The organism is Actinomadura sp. NPDC048021 (assembly GCF_040653135.1).
In the GTDB taxonomy this organism is placed as follows: domain Bacteria; phylum Actinomycetota; class Actinomycetes; order Streptosporangiales; family Streptosporangiaceae; genus Spirillospora; species Spirillospora verrucosospora.
The window spans coordinates 238,359-253,810 of sequence record NZ_JBEZJQ010000007.1; the positions used below are offsets into that span (position 1 = coordinate 238,359).

Annotated in this window: 12 protein-coding genes; 8 read left to right on the forward strand and 4 right to left on the reverse strand. The window is 75.8% G+C overall.

Going from position 1 to position 15,452, the window contains the following annotated elements:
* Positions 1-5: 5 nt before the first annotated feature.
* The 6 genes from AB0C87_RS14380 to AB0C87_RS14405 all read left to right on the forward strand — a co-directional run bounded on the left by AB0C87_RS14380 (position 6) and on the right by AB0C87_RS14405 (position 7,987).
* The gene (locus AB0C87_RS14380; protein ID WP_345187611.1) at positions 6-995 is read left to right on the forward strand and encodes a sugar ABC transporter substrate-binding protein; all 990 of its coding nucleotides are present in this window, start codon (positions 6-8) and stop codon (positions 993-995) included.
* A complete protein-coding gene (locus AB0C87_RS14385; protein WP_345187609.1) occupies positions 992-2,044 on the forward strand; it encodes an ABC transporter permease in 1,053 nt (350 codons plus the stop codon). The genes AB0C87_RS14380 and AB0C87_RS14385 overlap by 4 nt, the downstream gene beginning before the upstream one ends.
* The gene (locus AB0C87_RS14390; protein ID WP_345187607.1) at positions 2,041-2,883 is read left to right on the forward strand and encodes an ATP-binding cassette domain-containing protein; all 843 of its coding nucleotides are present in this window, start codon (positions 2,041-2,043) and stop codon (positions 2,881-2,883) included. Before AB0C87_RS14385 ends, AB0C87_RS14390 begins: the two co-directional genes overlap by 4 nt.
* A 143-nt stretch (positions 2,884-3,026) precedes the next feature.
* A complete protein-coding gene (locus AB0C87_RS14395) occupies positions 3,027-5,486 on the forward strand; it encodes a LuxR C-terminal-related transcriptional regulator (RefSeq protein WP_360577772.1) in 2,460 nt (819 codons plus the stop codon).
* Between the two features lie 108 nt (positions 5,487-5,594).
* Positions 5,595-7,073 carry an AMP-binding protein gene (locus AB0C87_RS14400; RefSeq protein ID WP_360577773.1) on the forward strand — a complete coding sequence of 493 codons (1,479 nt, stop codon included), beginning with the start codon at positions 5,595-5,597 and terminating at the stop codon, positions 7,071-7,073.
* Positions 7,070-7,987, forward strand: a complete 918-nt coding sequence (locus AB0C87_RS14405) for an AMP-binding protein (protein WP_360577774.1) — start codon at positions 7,070-7,072, stop codon at positions 7,985-7,987. The genes AB0C87_RS14400 and AB0C87_RS14405 overlap by 4 nt, the downstream gene beginning before the upstream one ends.
* A gap of 46 nt (positions 7,988-8,033) precedes the next feature.
* Here AB0C87_RS14405 and AB0C87_RS14410 read toward each other — a convergent pair whose 3' ends face one another.
* The 3 genes from AB0C87_RS14410 to AB0C87_RS14420 form a co-directional block, all read right to left on the reverse strand.
* A complete protein-coding gene (locus tag AB0C87_RS14410; RefSeq protein WP_353835470.1) occupies positions 8,034-9,476 on the reverse strand; it encodes an aldehyde dehydrogenase family protein in 1,443 nt (480 codons plus the stop codon).
* Positions 9,477-9,641: 165 nt separating this feature from the next.
* Positions 9,642-10,070, reverse strand: a complete 429-nt coding sequence (locus AB0C87_RS14415; RefSeq protein ID WP_353835471.1) for a deaminase — start codon at positions 10,068-10,070, stop codon at positions 9,642-9,644.
* Positions 10,063-10,749, reverse strand: coding sequence for a dihydrofolate reductase family protein (locus AB0C87_RS14420; protein WP_345187592.1), 687 nt, complete (start codon positions 10,747-10,749; stop codon positions 10,063-10,065). Before AB0C87_RS14420 ends, AB0C87_RS14415 begins: the two co-directional genes overlap by 8 nt.
* A 116-nt stretch (positions 10,750-10,865) precedes the next feature.
* On the opposite strand from AB0C87_RS14420, the gene AB0C87_RS14425 reads away from it, so the two are divergent.
* Together AB0C87_RS14425 and AB0C87_RS14430 are read left to right on the forward strand one after the other, a co-directional pair.
* Positions 10,866-11,993 carry an exonuclease SbcCD subunit D C-terminal domain-containing protein gene (locus tag AB0C87_RS14425; protein ID WP_353835472.1) on the forward strand — a complete coding sequence of 376 codons (1,128 nt, stop codon included), beginning with the start codon at positions 10,866-10,868 and terminating at the stop codon, positions 11,991-11,993.
* Positions 11,990-15,013 carry an SMC family ATPase gene (locus AB0C87_RS14430; protein WP_360577777.1) on the forward strand — a complete coding sequence of 1,008 codons (3,024 nt, stop codon included), beginning with the start codon at positions 11,990-11,992 and terminating at the stop codon, positions 15,011-15,013. The genes AB0C87_RS14425 and AB0C87_RS14430 overlap by 4 nt, the downstream gene beginning before the upstream one ends.
* Positions 15,014-15,037: 24 nt before the next feature.
* On the opposite strand, the gene AB0C87_RS14435 is transcribed toward AB0C87_RS14430, so the two are convergent.
* The gene (locus AB0C87_RS14435; RefSeq protein WP_345182195.1) at positions 15,038-15,406 is read right to left on the reverse strand and encodes a PH domain-containing protein; all 369 of its coding nucleotides are present in this window, start codon (positions 15,404-15,406) and stop codon (positions 15,038-15,040) included.
* Between the last annotated feature and the right edge of the window lie 46 nt (positions 15,407-15,452).

Sequence of the window (15,452 nt, forward strand, 5' to 3'; positions counted from 1 at the left end):
AGCCGATGAGAGGCGTTTTCGCGCGTGGGACGTCCAGGGGCCTGGCGGTGCTGGCCGCCGCGGGGCTGCTGGCGCTGAGCGCCTGCAGCAGCTCGGGCGGCAAGAAGTCCGAGGAGACCCCGGAGGGCGCCGGCCCCCGGTTGAAGATCGCGATGGTCACGCACTCCGGCGCGGGCGACACCTTCTGGGACATCGTCCAGAAGGGGGCGAAGGCCGCCGCCGCCAAGGACAACGTCGAGTTCCTCTACTCCGCCGACCCGGACGGCGGCAAGCAGGCCCAGCTCGTCCAGGCCGCGCTCGACAAGAAGGTCGACGGCATCATCGTCACCCTCGCCAAGCCGGACGCGATGAAGGACGTGCTGGCCCGCGCCGCCGCCGCGAAGGTGCCGGTCGTGTCGATCAACTCCGGCGCCGAGGAGTCGGCGAAGCTCGGCGCGGTCGCGCACTTCGGGCAGGACGAGTCGATCGCCGGTGAGGCGGCCGGCACGGAGCTGGGGAAGCTCGGCGCCAAGAAGGCGCTGTGCGTCGTCCACGAGCAGGGCAACGTCGGCCTGGAGGACCGCTGCGCCGGCGCGAAGAAGACGTTCGGCGGAGACCTGCAGAACCTGTTCGTCCAGGGCACCAACATGCCGGAGGTGAAGTCCTCCATCACGGCCAAGCTCCAGGCCGACAAGAGCATCGACGGGATCCTCACCCTCGGCGCCCCGTTCGCCGCGACCGCCGTCGACGCGGTCAAGGAGACCGGGAGCAAGGCCAAGGTCGGCACGTTCGACCTGAACAAGGACCTCATCGCCTCGATCAACTCCGGCGCGATCGAGTTCGCCGTCGACCAGCAGCCCTACCTGCAGGGCTACGGGGCCGTCGACGAGCTGTGGCTGCTGAAGAACAACGGCAACGTGCTCGGCGGCGGACGGCCCGTGCTGACCGGGCCCGCGATCGTGACCAAGCAGAACGCGGCGCAGCTGGAGGCGTTCGCGAACCGGGGGACGCGATGACCCAGGCGGTGGCCGGGCCGCCGGCGGCCCGCCCCGACGAGCGCCTGGCCCGGCGGTCGCCCGTGCGGCGGCTGCTGGGCCGCCCGGAGCTCGGCGCGCTGCTCGGCGCGGTGGCGCTGTTCGCGTTCTTCTCGATCGTCGCGGACGCCTTCCTGCGCGCCGGCTCGTTCTCCACCGTCCTGTACGCGGCCTCGACGTTCGGGATCATGGCGGTCGGGGTGTCGCTGCTGATGATCGGCGGCGAGTTCGACCTGTCCGCCGGGGTGATGGTGACGTCCTCGGCACTGATCGCCGCGCTGACCGCCTACCAGTTCACGCTGAACGTGTGGGCGGGCGTGGTGATCTCGCTGGTGCTGACGCTGGCGCTCGGCATGGTGAACGGCGTCCTGTACGTCCGGACGCGGCTGCCGAGCTTCATCATCACGCTCGCCACGTTCTTCATGCTCGCGGGCCTGAACCTCGGCGTGACGAAGGCGCTCACCGGCAACGTCGCGAGCGACTCCGTCCGCGACATGGACGGCTTCGCCTCCGCCCGCGCGGTCTTCGCCTCCGACGTGGACGTGCTCGGCGTCAACGTCAAGGTGACCGTGTTCTGGTGGCTGGCGTTCACGGCGATCGCCACCTGGCTCCTGCTGCGCACCCGCCTCGGCAACTGGATCTTCGCGGTGGGCGGGGCCGCCGGCAGCGCCCGCGCGGTCGGCGTCCCCGTCGACCGGGTGAAGATCGGCCTGTTCGTGGGCGTGGCGTTCTGCGCGTGGTTCTCCGGGATGCACCTGGTGTTCGCGTTCGCGACCGTCCAGTCCGGGGAGGGCGTCGGCAACGAGTTCCTCTACATCATCTGCGCGGTCATCGGCGGGTGCCTGCTCACCGGCGGCTACGGGTCGGCGGTCGGCGCGGCGATCGGGGCGTTCATCTTCGGCATGACGAACAAGGGCATCGTGTACGCCGAGTGGAACCCCGACTGGTTCCGGTTCTTCCTCGGCGCGATGCTGCTGGTCGCCACCGTGGTCAACCTGGTGGTGCGGCGCAGAGTGGAGCGGACGCCATGACGGACGCGAAGGGGGCGCCGCTCATCAGGCTCAGCGGCGTCGGCAAGAACTACGGCAACGTCATCGCGCTGCGCGACGTGGACCTGGAGGCCTCCGCGGGCGAGGTCACCTGCGTCCTCGGCGACAACGGGGCCGGCAAGTCCACGCTCATCAAGATCGTCGCCGGGCTGCACCGCCACGACACCGGCGCCTACGAGGTGCGGGGCGAGGAGGTGAGCTTCGGATCGCCCCGCGACGCGCTCGACCGCGGCATCGCGACCGTCTACCAGGACCTCGCGGTCGTCCCGCTCATGCCGGTCTGGCGCAACTTCTTCCTCGGCTCGGAGAAGCGGGGCCGCTTCGGAGCGATGGACGTCAGGTCGATGCGCGAGACCACCCAGCGGGAGATGGCCGCGATGGGCATCGACCTGCGCGACGTCGACCAGCCCATCGGGACCCTGTCGGGCGGCGAGCGGCAGTGCGTGGCCATCGCCCGCGCCGTGCACTTCGGGGCCGAGGCGCTCGTCCTGGACGAGCCCACCGCCGCCCTCGGCGTCAAGCAGGCCGGGGTGGTGCTGCGCTACATCGTCCAGGCGCGGGAGCGGGGCCTCGCGGTCGTCTTCATCACCCACAACCCGCACCACGCCTACCCGGTCGGCGACCGCTTCCTGATCCTCAACCGCGGGCGCGGCATCGGGTACCACACCAAGGAGGAGATCACCCGCGAGGAGCTCACCGGCCTCATGGCGGGCGGGGGCGAGCTGGAGGAGCTCGCCCACGAACTCGACGCGGCGGGCTCGTCCGCCGCCGCCGCGCGGATGGCGAAGGAGGCCGAGAGCCTGGGCCTGACCGGCGACTGACGGCCCCCCGGGCCGCTCCGGCGGCCCGGGGCGGTCCTCGCCCGGGGCTCGGGCGGCGCCGGTCCGGCGCGGGCGCGCGCTCTCCAGACCGAGACCGCGAAACCGTGGCGGATCACGCAGCGCGATGCCACACTCACAGAGCCGTGAAGACCAATCTCCCCGCCGAGCCCAACGCCTTCGTCGGCCGCGAACGCGACGCCGCCGACCTCGGCAGGCTGCTGGAGGGCATGCGGGCCGTCACCCTGTGCGGGGCGGGCGGGATCGGCAAGACGCGGCTCGCGCTGCACGTCGCGCACGCGGTCCTCGACGCGTCCCCGGCGGCCGGCGCGCACGACGGGGGCGTCTGGTTCGTGGAACTGGCCGACGTCCGCCCGGACGGGACGACCGAGCCCGTCGCGCGGCGCGTCGCCGCGGCCCTCGACGTGGCCGAGGAGGACGGCCGTCCGCTCACCGAGACGCTCGCCGACGCGCTGCACGCGCCGCCTGTCCTGCTCGTCCTCGACAACTGCGAGCACGTCGTCGAGGAGTGCGCGAAGCTCACGGGCCGGCTGCTGGCCCGCTGCCCGCGGCTGCGGATCCTCGCCACCAGCCGGGAGCCGCTGCGGATGGCGGGGGAGAACGTGTGGCGGGTGCCGCCCCTGGAGCCGGACGAGGCGGTCCGGCTGTTCCTGGAGCGCGCCAACGCGGCGCGGCCCGGGTTCGCCGTGTCGGAGGCCGTCCACGAGGTCACCCGGGCCCTCGACGGGATGCCGCTGGCGCTGGAGCTCGCCGCCGCCCGGGTCCGGGTGCTGTCGGCCGAGCAGATCGCGCGCCGCCTCGCCGACCGGTTCCGGCTGCTCAGCGCCGGTGACCGCACCGCCCCCGCCCGGCAGCGGACCCTGCGCGCCGCGATCGACTGGAGCCACGACCTGCTGGACGGGCCGGAGCGCGTCCTCCTGCGGCGCCTGTCGGTCTTCGCGGGCTGGACGCTGGAGCAGGCCGAGCACGTCTGCGCCGATCCCGCGCCGTCCGGCGGCGCCCTGCCCGCCGACGACGTCCTGGACGCGCTCACCGCCCTCGTCGACAAGTCCCTCGCGACCGTGACCGGGGAGACCGGCGGGAAGGTCCGGTTCCGGCTGCTCGACAGCATCCGCGAGTACGCGGCGGAGCGGCTCGCGGACGCCGGCGAGGAGGAGGAGTTCCGCGGGCGGCACCGCGACGCCGTCCTCGCCGACGCCGAACGCGACGGCGCGATCGCGCTCGGCGTCGAGCCCGCGCCCTGGACGGACCGGGTGGCGCTGTTCCACCGGTACGACACCGAGCTCGGCAACGTCCGGGCCGCGCTGACCTGGTCGCTCGACCACGGCGACATCGCCGAGGGGCTGCGGCTGTGCACGGCGCTGCGGACGTTCTGGATCGCGCGCGGCCGCGTCGCCGAATGGGCAGACCGGACCGACCGCTTCCTGTCCGCCGCCCGCGACGTCGGCCCCCGCGTCCTCGGCCCGGCGCTCGCCGGCCGCGCCCAGCTCGCCATGGGGGGCCGCGACTTCGTCCAGGCCGCCCGGCGCGCCGACGAGGCGCTCGGGCCCTGCCGGGAGGCCGGGGACGACGTCATGACCGCGACCGCGCTGATCACCGGCGCCGAGTGCCTCGCCCGCGCCGGCCGCTTCGCCGCCGCCGCCCGCCGCCTGGACGAGGCCGACGCCCTCGTCCGCGACCCCGGCCGGGAGTGGACCCGCGCCTACGCGTGCGCGGCCCGCGGCTACCTGCTGATCCGGGAGTCGCGGCTGCGCGAGGCCCGCGAGCGGCTCGGCGCGGCCGCGTCCGTCATGCGGGACATCGGCCATCTGTGGGGCGCCTCCCACGCCATGATCGGCCTCGGCAGGCTCGCCGAGCTGCGCGGCGACCCGGCCTCGGCCCGCGGCCACTACGCCGCGGTCCTGCCGGTCCTCGCCGAGATCGGCGCGCGGCCGGAGCTGGCGCGGGCCCTGGCCGGTCTCGGCCGCGTCGCGCTGGCCCGGGGAGACCTGCCCTCGGCCCGCGCGTCGCTCGCCGAGAGCCTCGCGCTGAGCCGCTCGTGCGGGATCCGGCTGGACATGGCCCGCGCCCTGGACGCGTTCGCCGAGGTGGTCGCGTGCGAGGGCGACGAGCGGGGCGCGGTGACGCTCGCCGGCGCGGCGTCCGCGCTGCGCGAGGCGACCGGCCGCGAGCCCGGCACGGGCGCGCGCCGCGAACGCGTCCTCGAACCGATCCGCCGCGGGATCGGCGAACCCCTCCTCGCCCAGTACTGGGGGGAGGGCCGCGCGATGACCGCCGACGACGCGATCACCTACGCGCTCCGCGGTCCCGGGACGGTCCCGCCGCCTCGGCCGCCGGCGCGGGGCCTCGCCGCGCCGGGCGCCGCCGGACCGGTCACGCCGCCGAGCAGCCTCACGGCCCGCGAACGGGAGATCGCCCGCCTGGTCCGCCGCGGTCTCAGCAACCGCGGAGTCGCGGACGAGCTCGTCATCAGCCCCGCCACCGTCGCCCGCCACGTCACCAACATCCTGACCAAGCTCGGCTTCTCCTCCCGCGCCCAGATCGCCGCCTGGGCCGTGGACAACATCCCCGCGGAGGATTCCTGACCGGGGGTGTGTACACATCGCGTGCGCTCCCGGGCGTCGGTCGAATACGACGGTGGTTGCGCACTTCGGCGCATGCGCGGGCCGGCGCGCCCGCCTAGCGTCGGCGCCATGCTCCCCAGAAGCGTGGACCCCGCCTACCCGGCGGTCACGGTGACCCACGCGGTGTTCGGCGCCGCACCCGACCCCGGGAGGACCGCGGTGCTGGACGCGTCGTCCGGACGCGCCCTGTCCCACGCGGAACTCTCCACCCTGGTCGGGACCGCGGCCTCCGCTCTTGCACGCGACGGAACCATGCCGGGGGACGTGGTCGGCCTGCGCCTGCGCGAGCCCCTGGACCTCGCCGTCGCCCTGCACGCGGTGATCGCGGCCGGCGCCGTCCCCTTCCCCGTCACCGGCCCGGACGCGTCCCGCCTGCTCGAAGAGGCCGGCGCACGCTCCGTCATCACCGACGCTCCCGGCGGCGATGACGACGCCGGAACCGGCCACACCGGCGAGACGGCCCGGCTGCGGCTCGCCGATCTGCTCGCCGCCCCGGCCCCCGCGGGCGCGGCCCCGCACACGGTGGCCGACCGCGCCGGGGGCGACGTCGCGCTGCTGGCCTGTACGCCGGAGGGCGAAGGCGGCCCTGCCCGGACGGTGCGCCTGACGCACGCGGAGGTCGTCGCGGCCCTGATGAGGGTCGCCGAGTCCGCCATGTTCGGCGGCGCGGACACGGTGCTGAGCGCGCTGCCGTTCGGCACCGTCCTCGGGCTGAACGGGGTGCTCAACCCGGTGCTGCGGCTCGGCGCCACCGCCGTCGCGTACGCCGGGGCGGGACGCCACGACCTGCTCCGCGCGCTGCGGGACCACCGGGTGACCGTCGCGGTGCTGCCGCCGGAGCTGGTGGAGGCCCTCGCTCACGAGCGCGCCGTCTGCCACTACGACCTGCGGGTGCTGCGCGCCGTCGTGGTCGCGGGCGGGCCGCTCGCCTCGGAGGGGGCCCGCGCCGCCGCGACCCGGCTGGGCTGCCCGGTGCGGCAGGCGTACGGGCCGGCCGAGGCCGGCGGGTTCACCCACCTCAACCTGCGCGCCGCCGAGGAGGGGACGCTCGACTCGGTCGGGCGGGGCCTGCCGGGCGTGGCGTGGCGGGTCGTGGATCCGCGCACCGGGGCGGTGCAGCCGTCCTACCAGCCCGGCGAGATGTGCGTGCGGCTCCCGGCGGGGCGGGACGCCGCGGGACCCGGGCGGTGGCTGCCCACCGGGGACTCGGCCTTCGCCGACGAGCACGGGCGGGCGTTCATCCTCGGGCGGCTCTCCGGGGCGCGCCGTGAACCGCCCGGCGACCCGGAGGCGGTGCTGGCCGCCCATCCGTCCGTGGGGGACGCCGTCGTGGCGCCCGCCCCCGACGACGACCTCGGGCTCGCGCCCCACGCGTTCGCCGTGCTGTCCGAACCGGTGCCCGAGGCCGACCTGCTCGCCTATGTCAACGGGCGCGTGCCGGCGACCCGGGCGGTGTCGGCGGTGCACGTCGTCGACGAGATCCCCCGCACGGCCGGAGGCCGGGTCAGGCGCCGGGAGCTCCTGGAGCGCGCCGGCCTGGCCCCGTGACGTGCGCACCCGCCACGATCACCGACGTGGTCCTGGAGGCGGCCGGTGAGGCGGCGGAGAGAGCCGCCGCCTCCCGGCGCGGGGAGCGCCCCGCCCTCGTCGACCCGGCGGGCGGGCTCGCGCGCGGGGACTTCGCGCGGGCCGTCCCGGCCGCCGCGGAGGGCCTGCGCCGGCACGGGGTCCGGAAGGGCGACCCCGGCGCGGTGCACGTCTCCGGGGTGCGTGAACTGGCCGTCGCCGTCCACGCGGTCGCCGCTGCCGGGGCCGTGCCGGTCCTGCTCCCGGCCGGCGGCGGCACCGACGGGCTCGCGGCGCTGATGAACGAGTCCGGCGCCCGGTTCCTGCTGACCGGCGAGGACACCGCGGACCTGTCGATGGCGGCCGTGGAGCGGTCGTACGTCAGGCAGGTCTTCGCCTTCGGAGACGTCCCCGGCGCCACGCCGTTCCGCCGCCTCCTGGAGCCCGGCGCCGCCCCGGGCGGCGGGCCGCCCGGCTCGCTCCGGGACACCGCCCTGCGCGTCCCGTCCCCGCCGCGGGACATCACCCACGCCGACCGCCTCGCCGACCTCGACCGCCTCTCCGGGACGCTGGGCGTCTCGGACGGCGACGTGCTCGTCCTGTGCGGCCAGGACGTCTCCGCTCGCACACGGATGGGGCTGGTGGACCTGTGCCTCATGCGGGGCGCCACCCTCGTGGGCGTCCCCGGCCGCGACGCGGCGGACCTGCTCGAAGCGATCCTCGGCCAGCGGGCCACGGCCGCCGTCGTCACCCCGGCCAAGCTCCGCGCCATCGCCTTCGACCACGGACGCGTCGCCGTCGCGGGGGTCCGCCTCCTGGTGACGGGCGCGCCGTCCGCCGAGGCGGTCCGCGCCTGCCGCGCCCGGCACGGCTGGCGGGTCGTCCCGCTGGCCTGACGGGCCGTTCCCGCGCGTCCCGAAGACGCGCGGGAACGCCCGGATGTCAGCCCGCGGGGGCGGGGTGGGGGATGGACTTGTGCTCCAGGTAGGCGTGCAGGCCCTCGGGGCCGAGCTCGCGGCCGAGGCCGCTGTTCTTGTAGCCGCCGAACGGGGTGTTCGGGTCGAGGGTGTACATGTTGACGCCGCAGCTCCCGGTGCGGATGCGGCGGGCGACCTCGACGCCGTGGTCGACGTCGGAGGTCCAGACCGAGCCGCCGAGCCCGTAGTCGCTGTCGTTGGCGATCCTGACGGCGTCGGCCTCGTCCTCGTAGGGGATGAGGACCAGCACCGGGCCGAAGATCTCCTCGCGGGCGATGCGCATGTCGTTGCCGACGTCGCCGAACACGGTGGGCGCGACGTACCAGCCGCGGTCGTGCGGGCGGTTCAGGCCGCCGGTGATCAGCTTGGCGCCCTCGTCCTGGCCGATCCGGATGTAGTTCTCCACGCGCTCCTGCTGCCGCTTGGCGACCAGCGGGCCGATCTCGCAGCCGTAGTCGGCGGGGTCGCCCACGTTGAGGCCGCTCACCATGGTCGCGAGCGCGTCGGCGACCTCGTCGTAGCGGCGGCGGGACGCCAGGATGCGGGTCTGCGCGGCGCACGCCTCGCCGTTGTTCATCAGCGAGGCCAGCTTGAAGCCCTCGACGGTGGAGGCCAGGTCCGCGTCGTCCAGGATGATCGCGGCGGACTTGCCGCCGAGTTCGAGGGTGACCCGCTTGAGCTGCTCGCCGCAGACCGCGCCGATCTTGCGTCCGGCGGCGGTGGACCCGGTGAAGGACACCTTGTCGACGTCGGGGTGGGCGACGAGGTAGGCGCCGACCTCGCGCCCGGCCGGGACGAAGTTGACGACGCCCTCGGGGACGCCCGCCTCGCGGATCCACTCGGCGAGCAGGTAGGAGTCGAGGGGAGTCTCGGGGGAGGGCTTGGCCACGACCGTGCAGCCGGCGATGAGCGCGGGCGCGAGCTTGAGCATCAGCGTGAACTGCGGGACGTTCCACGGGACGATCGCCGCGACGACGCCGACCGGCTCCTGGGTGACCGTGACCGGCCCGAGCATGCCCTGCCGCTCCTCCTCCCAGGTGTAGGAGGCGGCGAGGTCGACGTAGTACTGCAGCACCATCTGCGGGATGGCCGCCTGCCCGAACACCGAGAACATGATGGGCGACCCCATCTCGGCGGTCACGAGGTCGGCCATCTCCTGCTGCCGCTCGGCGTAGATTGCCGAGAGCCGGCCGACGATCTCCGCGCGCTCTGCGGGGGTCATCCGCGGCCAGGGGCCCTCGTCGAAGGCGCGCCGGGCCGCCGCGACGGCGGCGTCGATGTCGCCCTCGGTGCCCTCGGGGACCCGCCCGATGACCTCCTCGGTGTGCGGGGACACGACGTCGATCACGCCGGTCCCGGCCGGTGCGGCCCACTCGCCTCCGATGAACAGCCGATCGTGCTCGCGCATGCTGCTGTGCCTCCCCTGCCCGAGGGCCGACGCGGGTAACCGAATGCTTGCTTGGCCACAGCATCGCATGACGTCCCGGGGCGTTGGCAAGAGGAATGAGACTGGAGTCTCATTTGGTAGAACCGGGGCCGTGGCCGAGATCGCCGACGTCTGGTTCGGCCCCTCCTAGAGCAGGTGCGCGTTCGGGCGGCGGGCGCGCTCGGCGAGCCCGGGCAGCTCGACCGCCTCGACGCCCGCGGCCGCGAGGACCTCCGCGCCCGTGCCCGCGGCGAACAGGGCCGGCTCGCGCCAGGCGAACACGACGCGGCGGGCGCCCGAGGCGACGATCAGCTCCGCGCAGGTGCGGGGGCGCGACGCGCGGTGCCCGCACGGTTCGAGGGAGCTGTAGACCGTCGCGCCCGGCACATCGCCGCCGGCCCTGGCGAGCGCGGCCTCCTCGGCGTGGTCGTGCGGGTCGTGCTCCCGGGAGAAGCCGCGCGCGACCTCCCGCCCGTCCGCCCCGACGACGACCGCGCCCACCGAGAACGCGGTGCGCGAGGGCGGGCACAGGGCCGCGAGGTCGCAGGCCAGGGCCAGCCAGCCGAAGTCATCCACGCGCGCCCCCGACCAGGTAGCGCAGCAGGGCGAGGTCGCCGATGCGGGTGGCCTCCTGCAGCCGCATGGGGCGCGCGGGCGACTGCGGGAACACCCCGGACCGCACGAAGCGCGGCGCCGACGGGTCGCCGACGAAGAACGGCGCGACCACGAGCTGCAGCTCGTCCACCGCGTCGGCGGTGAGGAACAGCGTGTGGATCCCGCCGCCGCCCTCGACCATCAGCCGCCGGACGCCCCGGGCGGCGAGGTCGCCGAGCACCGCGTCCAGCGCGAGCGGGTCGCCGGCGTCCACGACGTCGGCGCGGCCGGCCAGCCGGTCCGCCAGCCCGGCCGCCGTGCCGGTCGGGGCGTACACGAGCTTCGGGGACTCGCCCGTGGTGAAGAACCGCGCGCCGGGGTCCAGGTCGCCGCTCCAGGTCAGCGTCACCTTGGTGAGGTCGGGCGGCAGCCCGCGCGCGACCCGCTGCTCCCGCCGCGCCGCCGACCGCACGAGCAGCCTCGGGTCGTCGGCCCGGACGGTGCCCGCGCCGACGAGGATCGCGTCGCAGCCGGCGCGCACCGCGTCGACCCGGTCCCAGTCCGCCGTGCTGGACAGCCGGAGCCGCTCGGGAGTCGCGTCGTCGATGTAGCCGTCGGCGGACATCGCGCAGCTCAGCAGCACGTAGGGACGCTCGCTCACGCCGCCACCCTACGGGAGCGCCGCGTCCTTGATCGCATCGCCGGCGCAGATCGTTTGAGGCGACTCGGCGTTTCTGCGCCGGATGTGTCGGAGGGGGTGCCTATGGTTGCTGCGACATGCGAATCCTGCACACCTCCGACTGGCATCTCGGCAGATCGTTCCACCGCGAGGACCTGCTGGCCGCGCAGGCGGCGTTCGTCGACCACCTGGTCGAGACCGTCGCGGCGGAGCGGGTCGAGTGCGTGCTGGTCTCCGGGGACGTCTACGACCGCGCCCTGCCCGCGGTGGACGCCGTCCGGCTGTGCAACGAGGCCCTGGAGCGGCTCGCCGCCCTCACCCGGGTGGTGCTCATCGCGGGCAACCACGACTCCGCGCGCCGCCTCGGGTTCGGGTCGGCGCTGATGGACGCCGCCGGCGTGCACGTCCGCACCGACTTCGCGACCGTGGGGGAGCCCGTCGTCGTGGGCGACGCCGCGATCTACGGCGTCCCCTACCTGGAGCCCGAGCTCGTCCGCCACCCGTGGGAGCTGGAGGAGCGCAGCCACGCCGCCGCGCTCACCGAGGCCATGCGCCGCGTCCGCGACGACGCCGCCCGCCACGACCGGCTGTCGGTCGTGCTCGCGCACGCGTTCGTCACCGGCGGCGAGTCCAGCGAGAGCGAGCGCGACATCTCGGTCGGCGGCTCCTCGCAGGTGTCGGCGTCGGTGTTCGACGGCGTCGACTACGCGGCGCTCGGCCACCTGCACGGCGCCTGGAGCATCGGCGACCGCGTCCGCTACTCGGGCTCGCCGCTGGCGTACTCCTTCTCCGAGGAGCGGCACGTCAAGGGCTCGTGGCTGATCGACCTGCGCCCCGGCGGCGTCGCTGCGGAGTTCGTGGAGGCCCCCGTCCCGCGGCGCCTGGCCCGGGTCCGCGGCCGCATCGACGACCTGCTGTCCGACCCGTCCTACGACGAGGTCGAGGACCGCTGGCTCCAGGTCACGCTCACCGACGCGCGCCGCCCGTCCGCGGCGATGGAGCGGCTGCGCCGCCGCTTCCCGCACACGCTCGTGCTCGGCTTCGACCCGCAGGGCGGCGGCGCGGACGGCGGCCGCACCTGGTCCGAGCGCGTCCGCGAGCGCTCCGCCCTCGACATCGCGGGCGACTTCGTCGCCGAGGTCACCGACGGGCCCGCGACCGAGGCCGAACGCGCCCTGCTTTACGAGGCCTTCGAGGCCTGCCGCCAGAAGGAGGCCACGGCGTGAGGCTGCACCGCCTGGAGATCGCGGCTTTCGGGCCCTTCTCGGGCACGGAGGTCATCGACTTCGACGCGCTGTCCGACGCCGGCCTGTTCCTCATCCAGGGCCGGACGGGCGCGGGCAAGACGAGCGTCCTCGACGCGGTCTGCTTCGCGCTCTACGGGCAGGTGCCCGGCGTCCGCAACGCGGTGAAGGGCCTGCGCAGCGACCACGCGCCCCCCGGCGCCGGGCCGCGCGTGGTGCTGGAGACGACCATCCGGGGCCGCCGGCTGCGCGTCTCGCGCTCGCCCGCCTGGGAGCGGCCGAAGCTGCGCGGGTCCGGGACGACGACCGAGCACGCCAAGGTCGTCGTCGAGGAGTTCGAGCACGGCGGCTGGGTGGGCCTCACCACCCGCCTGGACGAGGCGGGCGACCTCGTGACGCGGATGCTCGGCATGACCGCCGTCCAGTTCTGCCAGGTGGCGATGCTGCCGCAGGGGGAGTTCGCCGGGTTCCTGCGCGCCGGCGCCGACGAGCGCCGCAAGGTGCTGGAGCGGCTGTTCGCCGCCGAGGTGTTCGCGCAGGTCGAGAAGTGGCTCGCCGAGCGCCGCGCCGCCACCGGCCGGGAGGCCGCCGAGCTCGGCGCGCGGGCCGTCTCGATCTCCGATCGGATCTGCGAGACGACGGGCGCCGCGCCGCCGCGCGAGTCGCGCCCGGCCGTCCCGGCGCCGCGCCGCGGAGAGCCCGCCGTGGAGCCGTTCGCCGAGGTGGAGGCGCTGACCGCGTGGGCCGCCGAGCTGGCGGGCGGCCAGGAGGACGTCCGCGCCGTCGTCGAGGAGCTGCGGGCGGGCGTGGCGGCGACGCTGCGCGCCGCGCGCGAGGAGCTGGAGGAGGCGCGGGCGCTCGCCGACCGGCGGCGCCGCCACGCCGAGGCGCTCGCCAGGCGCGACGCGCTGGCCGGGCGCGCCGAGGAGAAGTCGGGGCTGGCTTCGCGGCTCGACGCCGCCGCCCGCGCCGACCGGGTCGTCCCGCTGGTCAGGGACGTCCAGGCCCGGTACGAGGAGGCGAGCCGCGCCCGCCGCTGGGCCGAGGAGTCCCGGTCCGGGGCCGCCGCGCTGCTCCCGCCGCGGGCGCCGCAGGACGTCCTCGCCAAGGCCGAGCGCGACCGCCGCGACGAGGTCGCGGCGCTGGAGGGCCGCAGGGCCGCCGCCGCCCGGCTCCGGCAGGTCGACCGCGAGCGGGAGGCGCTGGCCGCGGAGCTGCGGCGGCTGGAGCCGGAGGACGCGCGGAACCGCGCCGCGCTCGCCGATCTGCCCGCGCGCGTCGAGGAGCGCCGCGCCGAGCTGGACGAGGCCAGGATCGCCGCCGCCGGACGCTCCGGCGCCGCCGCCGCCGTCCGCGACGCCGGGCGCCGCCTCGACGCGGCGCGGCGCCGCGACGAGGTGGAGCACCGGCTCGCCGAGGCGGAGGCCGCGTACCGGACGGCGGTCGACGCCGCCCAGGACGCCCGGCAGCGCGTCCTCGACCTCCGGCAGGCGCGGCTGGACGGCATGGCCGCCGTCCTCGCCGAGGAGCTGGCCGACGGCGAGCCCTGCCGGGTCTGCGGCTCCACCGAGCACCCGGACCCGGTCACCTCGCTCGCCCTGATCCCGACCGAGGAGCAGGTGGAGCGGGCGCAGGCCGAGGCCGACGAGGCCCAGGACGCCCGCGAGCGCGCCGCGACGGCGGCCGGGGAGCTGCGCACCGCGCGCGACGAGCTGCGGGAGATCGCCGGAGAGGCCGACCCCGACGCCCTCGCCGCCGAGCTCGCCGAGGCGGACGCGGCGCTGGCGGCCGCGGAGGCCCGCGCCGCGGAGGCCGAGCGGCTGGAGGCGGCGCTGCACCGGGACGAGCGTGAGCTCGACCGGGTCCGCTCCGCGCAGGAGGAGACCGGCCGCGCCCTCACCGAGAACCGCACCCACGACCGGGAGCTGGCCGCCGAGCGGGCCCGCCTGTCCGCCGAGCTCGACGAGGCGCGCGGCGGCGACCCGACGCTGGAGGCCCGCATCGCCAGGCTCGCCGGGGAGGCCGACCGGATCGCCGCGGCGGTCGAGGCGGCGCGCGCGTCCGCGCGCGCCGGCGAGGAGCTGGCCGCCGCCCGCGCCAAGGCGGCGCAGGAGGCCGAGGAGCAGGGGTTCCGGACGCCGGAGGAGGTCCTCGAAGCCGCGCTGCCGGACGAGGAGCAGGGCGTCCTGCGCGACCGGATCCGCAGGCTCGACGACGAGGAGGCGGAGGTCCGCGCCCTGCTCGGCGATCCGGAGCTGGTCGCGGCCGCCGCCGCGCCCGCGCCCGACCTGCCCGCCCTGGAGGCGGCGGTGGCCGCGGCGGACGCGGCGCACACCGGGGCCGCGAACGCCGCCGACCGCGCGCGGCACCGCTGCGAGCGGCTGGCCGAGCTGCGCATGGACCTCGCCGCCGCCGTCGGCGCGTGGCGCCCCGCCGCCGCCCGGCACGAGGTCGCCGAGCGCGTGGCGGGGCTCGCCTCGGGCAAGCACGCCGCGAACCGGCACGCCATGTCGCTGTCGGCGTACGTGCTGGCCGCCCGCCTCGAACAGGTCGTCGCCGCCGCGAACGAGCGGCTGCACCGCATGTCCGGGGGGCGCTACGCCCTCGTCCACACCACGGAGAAGGCGGCGGGCGACCGCACCAAGGGCGCCGGGGGCCTCGGCCTGCGCGTCGCCGACTCCTGGACGGGCCTGACGCGCGACCCGGTCACCCTGTCGGGGGGCGAGTCGTTCATCAGCTCGCTGGCGCTGGCCCTGGGCCTCGCCGACGTCGTCACCGCCGAGGCGGGCGGCACCGAGATCGGCACCCTGTTCGTCGACGAGGGGTTCGGCACGCTCGACGAGGAGACCCTCGACGAGGTGATGGACGTCCTGGACGGCCTGCGCGACGGCGGCCGCGCGGTCGGCATCGTCAGCCACGTCGCCGAGCTGCGGGCCCGCATCCCGGCCCAGCTCCGCGTCACCAAGGACCGCGCCGGCTCCACCGCCGCGGTCGTCGTCTGACGCGCCGGAGGCTCCGGGCGCCGGTCAGGCGGAGATGTACTGCAGGATCACGTTGTGCACGTGGTGGCTCTTGTCGGCGCCGCGGAACTCGACCTCGTAGGTGTGGGTCCCGACGTTGATCGCGATCGAGCCGGTGGAGAAGTAGGACCCGGCCCACGACTTGTTGCTGACCACGCTCACCGAGGTGATGCGGGAGTAGGGCACGCTGGTGATGGCGTACTTCTTGCCGGCGAAGCTGCGGTCCTGGACGATGACCCGGCGGTCGGTGAGCCCGATGAACCCGGTGCCGGCGCCGATCGCGTCGTAGACGGCGATGATCTGCTCGCCGGGCAGCAGCCCGCTCTCGATCTGCTTGAGCTGGCCCGACCTGTCGTGCTGGACCCCGTCGCCCATGGCTCCTCCGGTGCTCGCGGCGTTCGTCCCGTTCCGTAGGGAGTGT

Bases quoted from the DNA above. Each gene is read 5' to 3' on its own strand.
- AB0C87_RS14380 (WP_345187611.1), top strand. From the start codon at position 6: ATGAGAGGCGTTTTCGCGCGTGGGACGTCCAGGGGCCTGGCGGTGCTG.
- AB0C87_RS14385 (WP_345187609.1), top strand. From the start codon at position 992: ATGACCCAGGCGGTGGCCGGGCCGCCGGCGGCCCGCCCCGACGAGCGC.
- AB0C87_RS14390 (WP_345187607.1), top strand. From the start codon at position 2,041: ATGACGGACGCGAAGGGGGCGCCGCTCATCAGGCTCAGCGGCGTCGGC.
- AB0C87_RS14400 (WP_360577773.1), top strand. From the start codon at position 5,595: ATGCTCCCCAGAAGCGTGGACCCCGCCTACCCGGCGGTCACGGTGACC.
- AB0C87_RS14410 (WP_353835470.1), bottom strand. From the start codon at position 9,476: ATGCGCGAGCACGATCGGCTGTTCATCGGAGGCGAGTGGGCCGCACCG.
- AB0C87_RS14425 (WP_353835472.1), top strand. From the start codon at position 10,866: ATGCGAATCCTGCACACCTCCGACTGGCATCTCGGCAGATCGTTCCAC.
- AB0C87_RS14435 (WP_345182195.1), bottom strand. From the start codon at position 15,406: ATGGGCGACGGGGTCCAGCACGACAGGTCGGGCCAGCTCAAGCAGATC.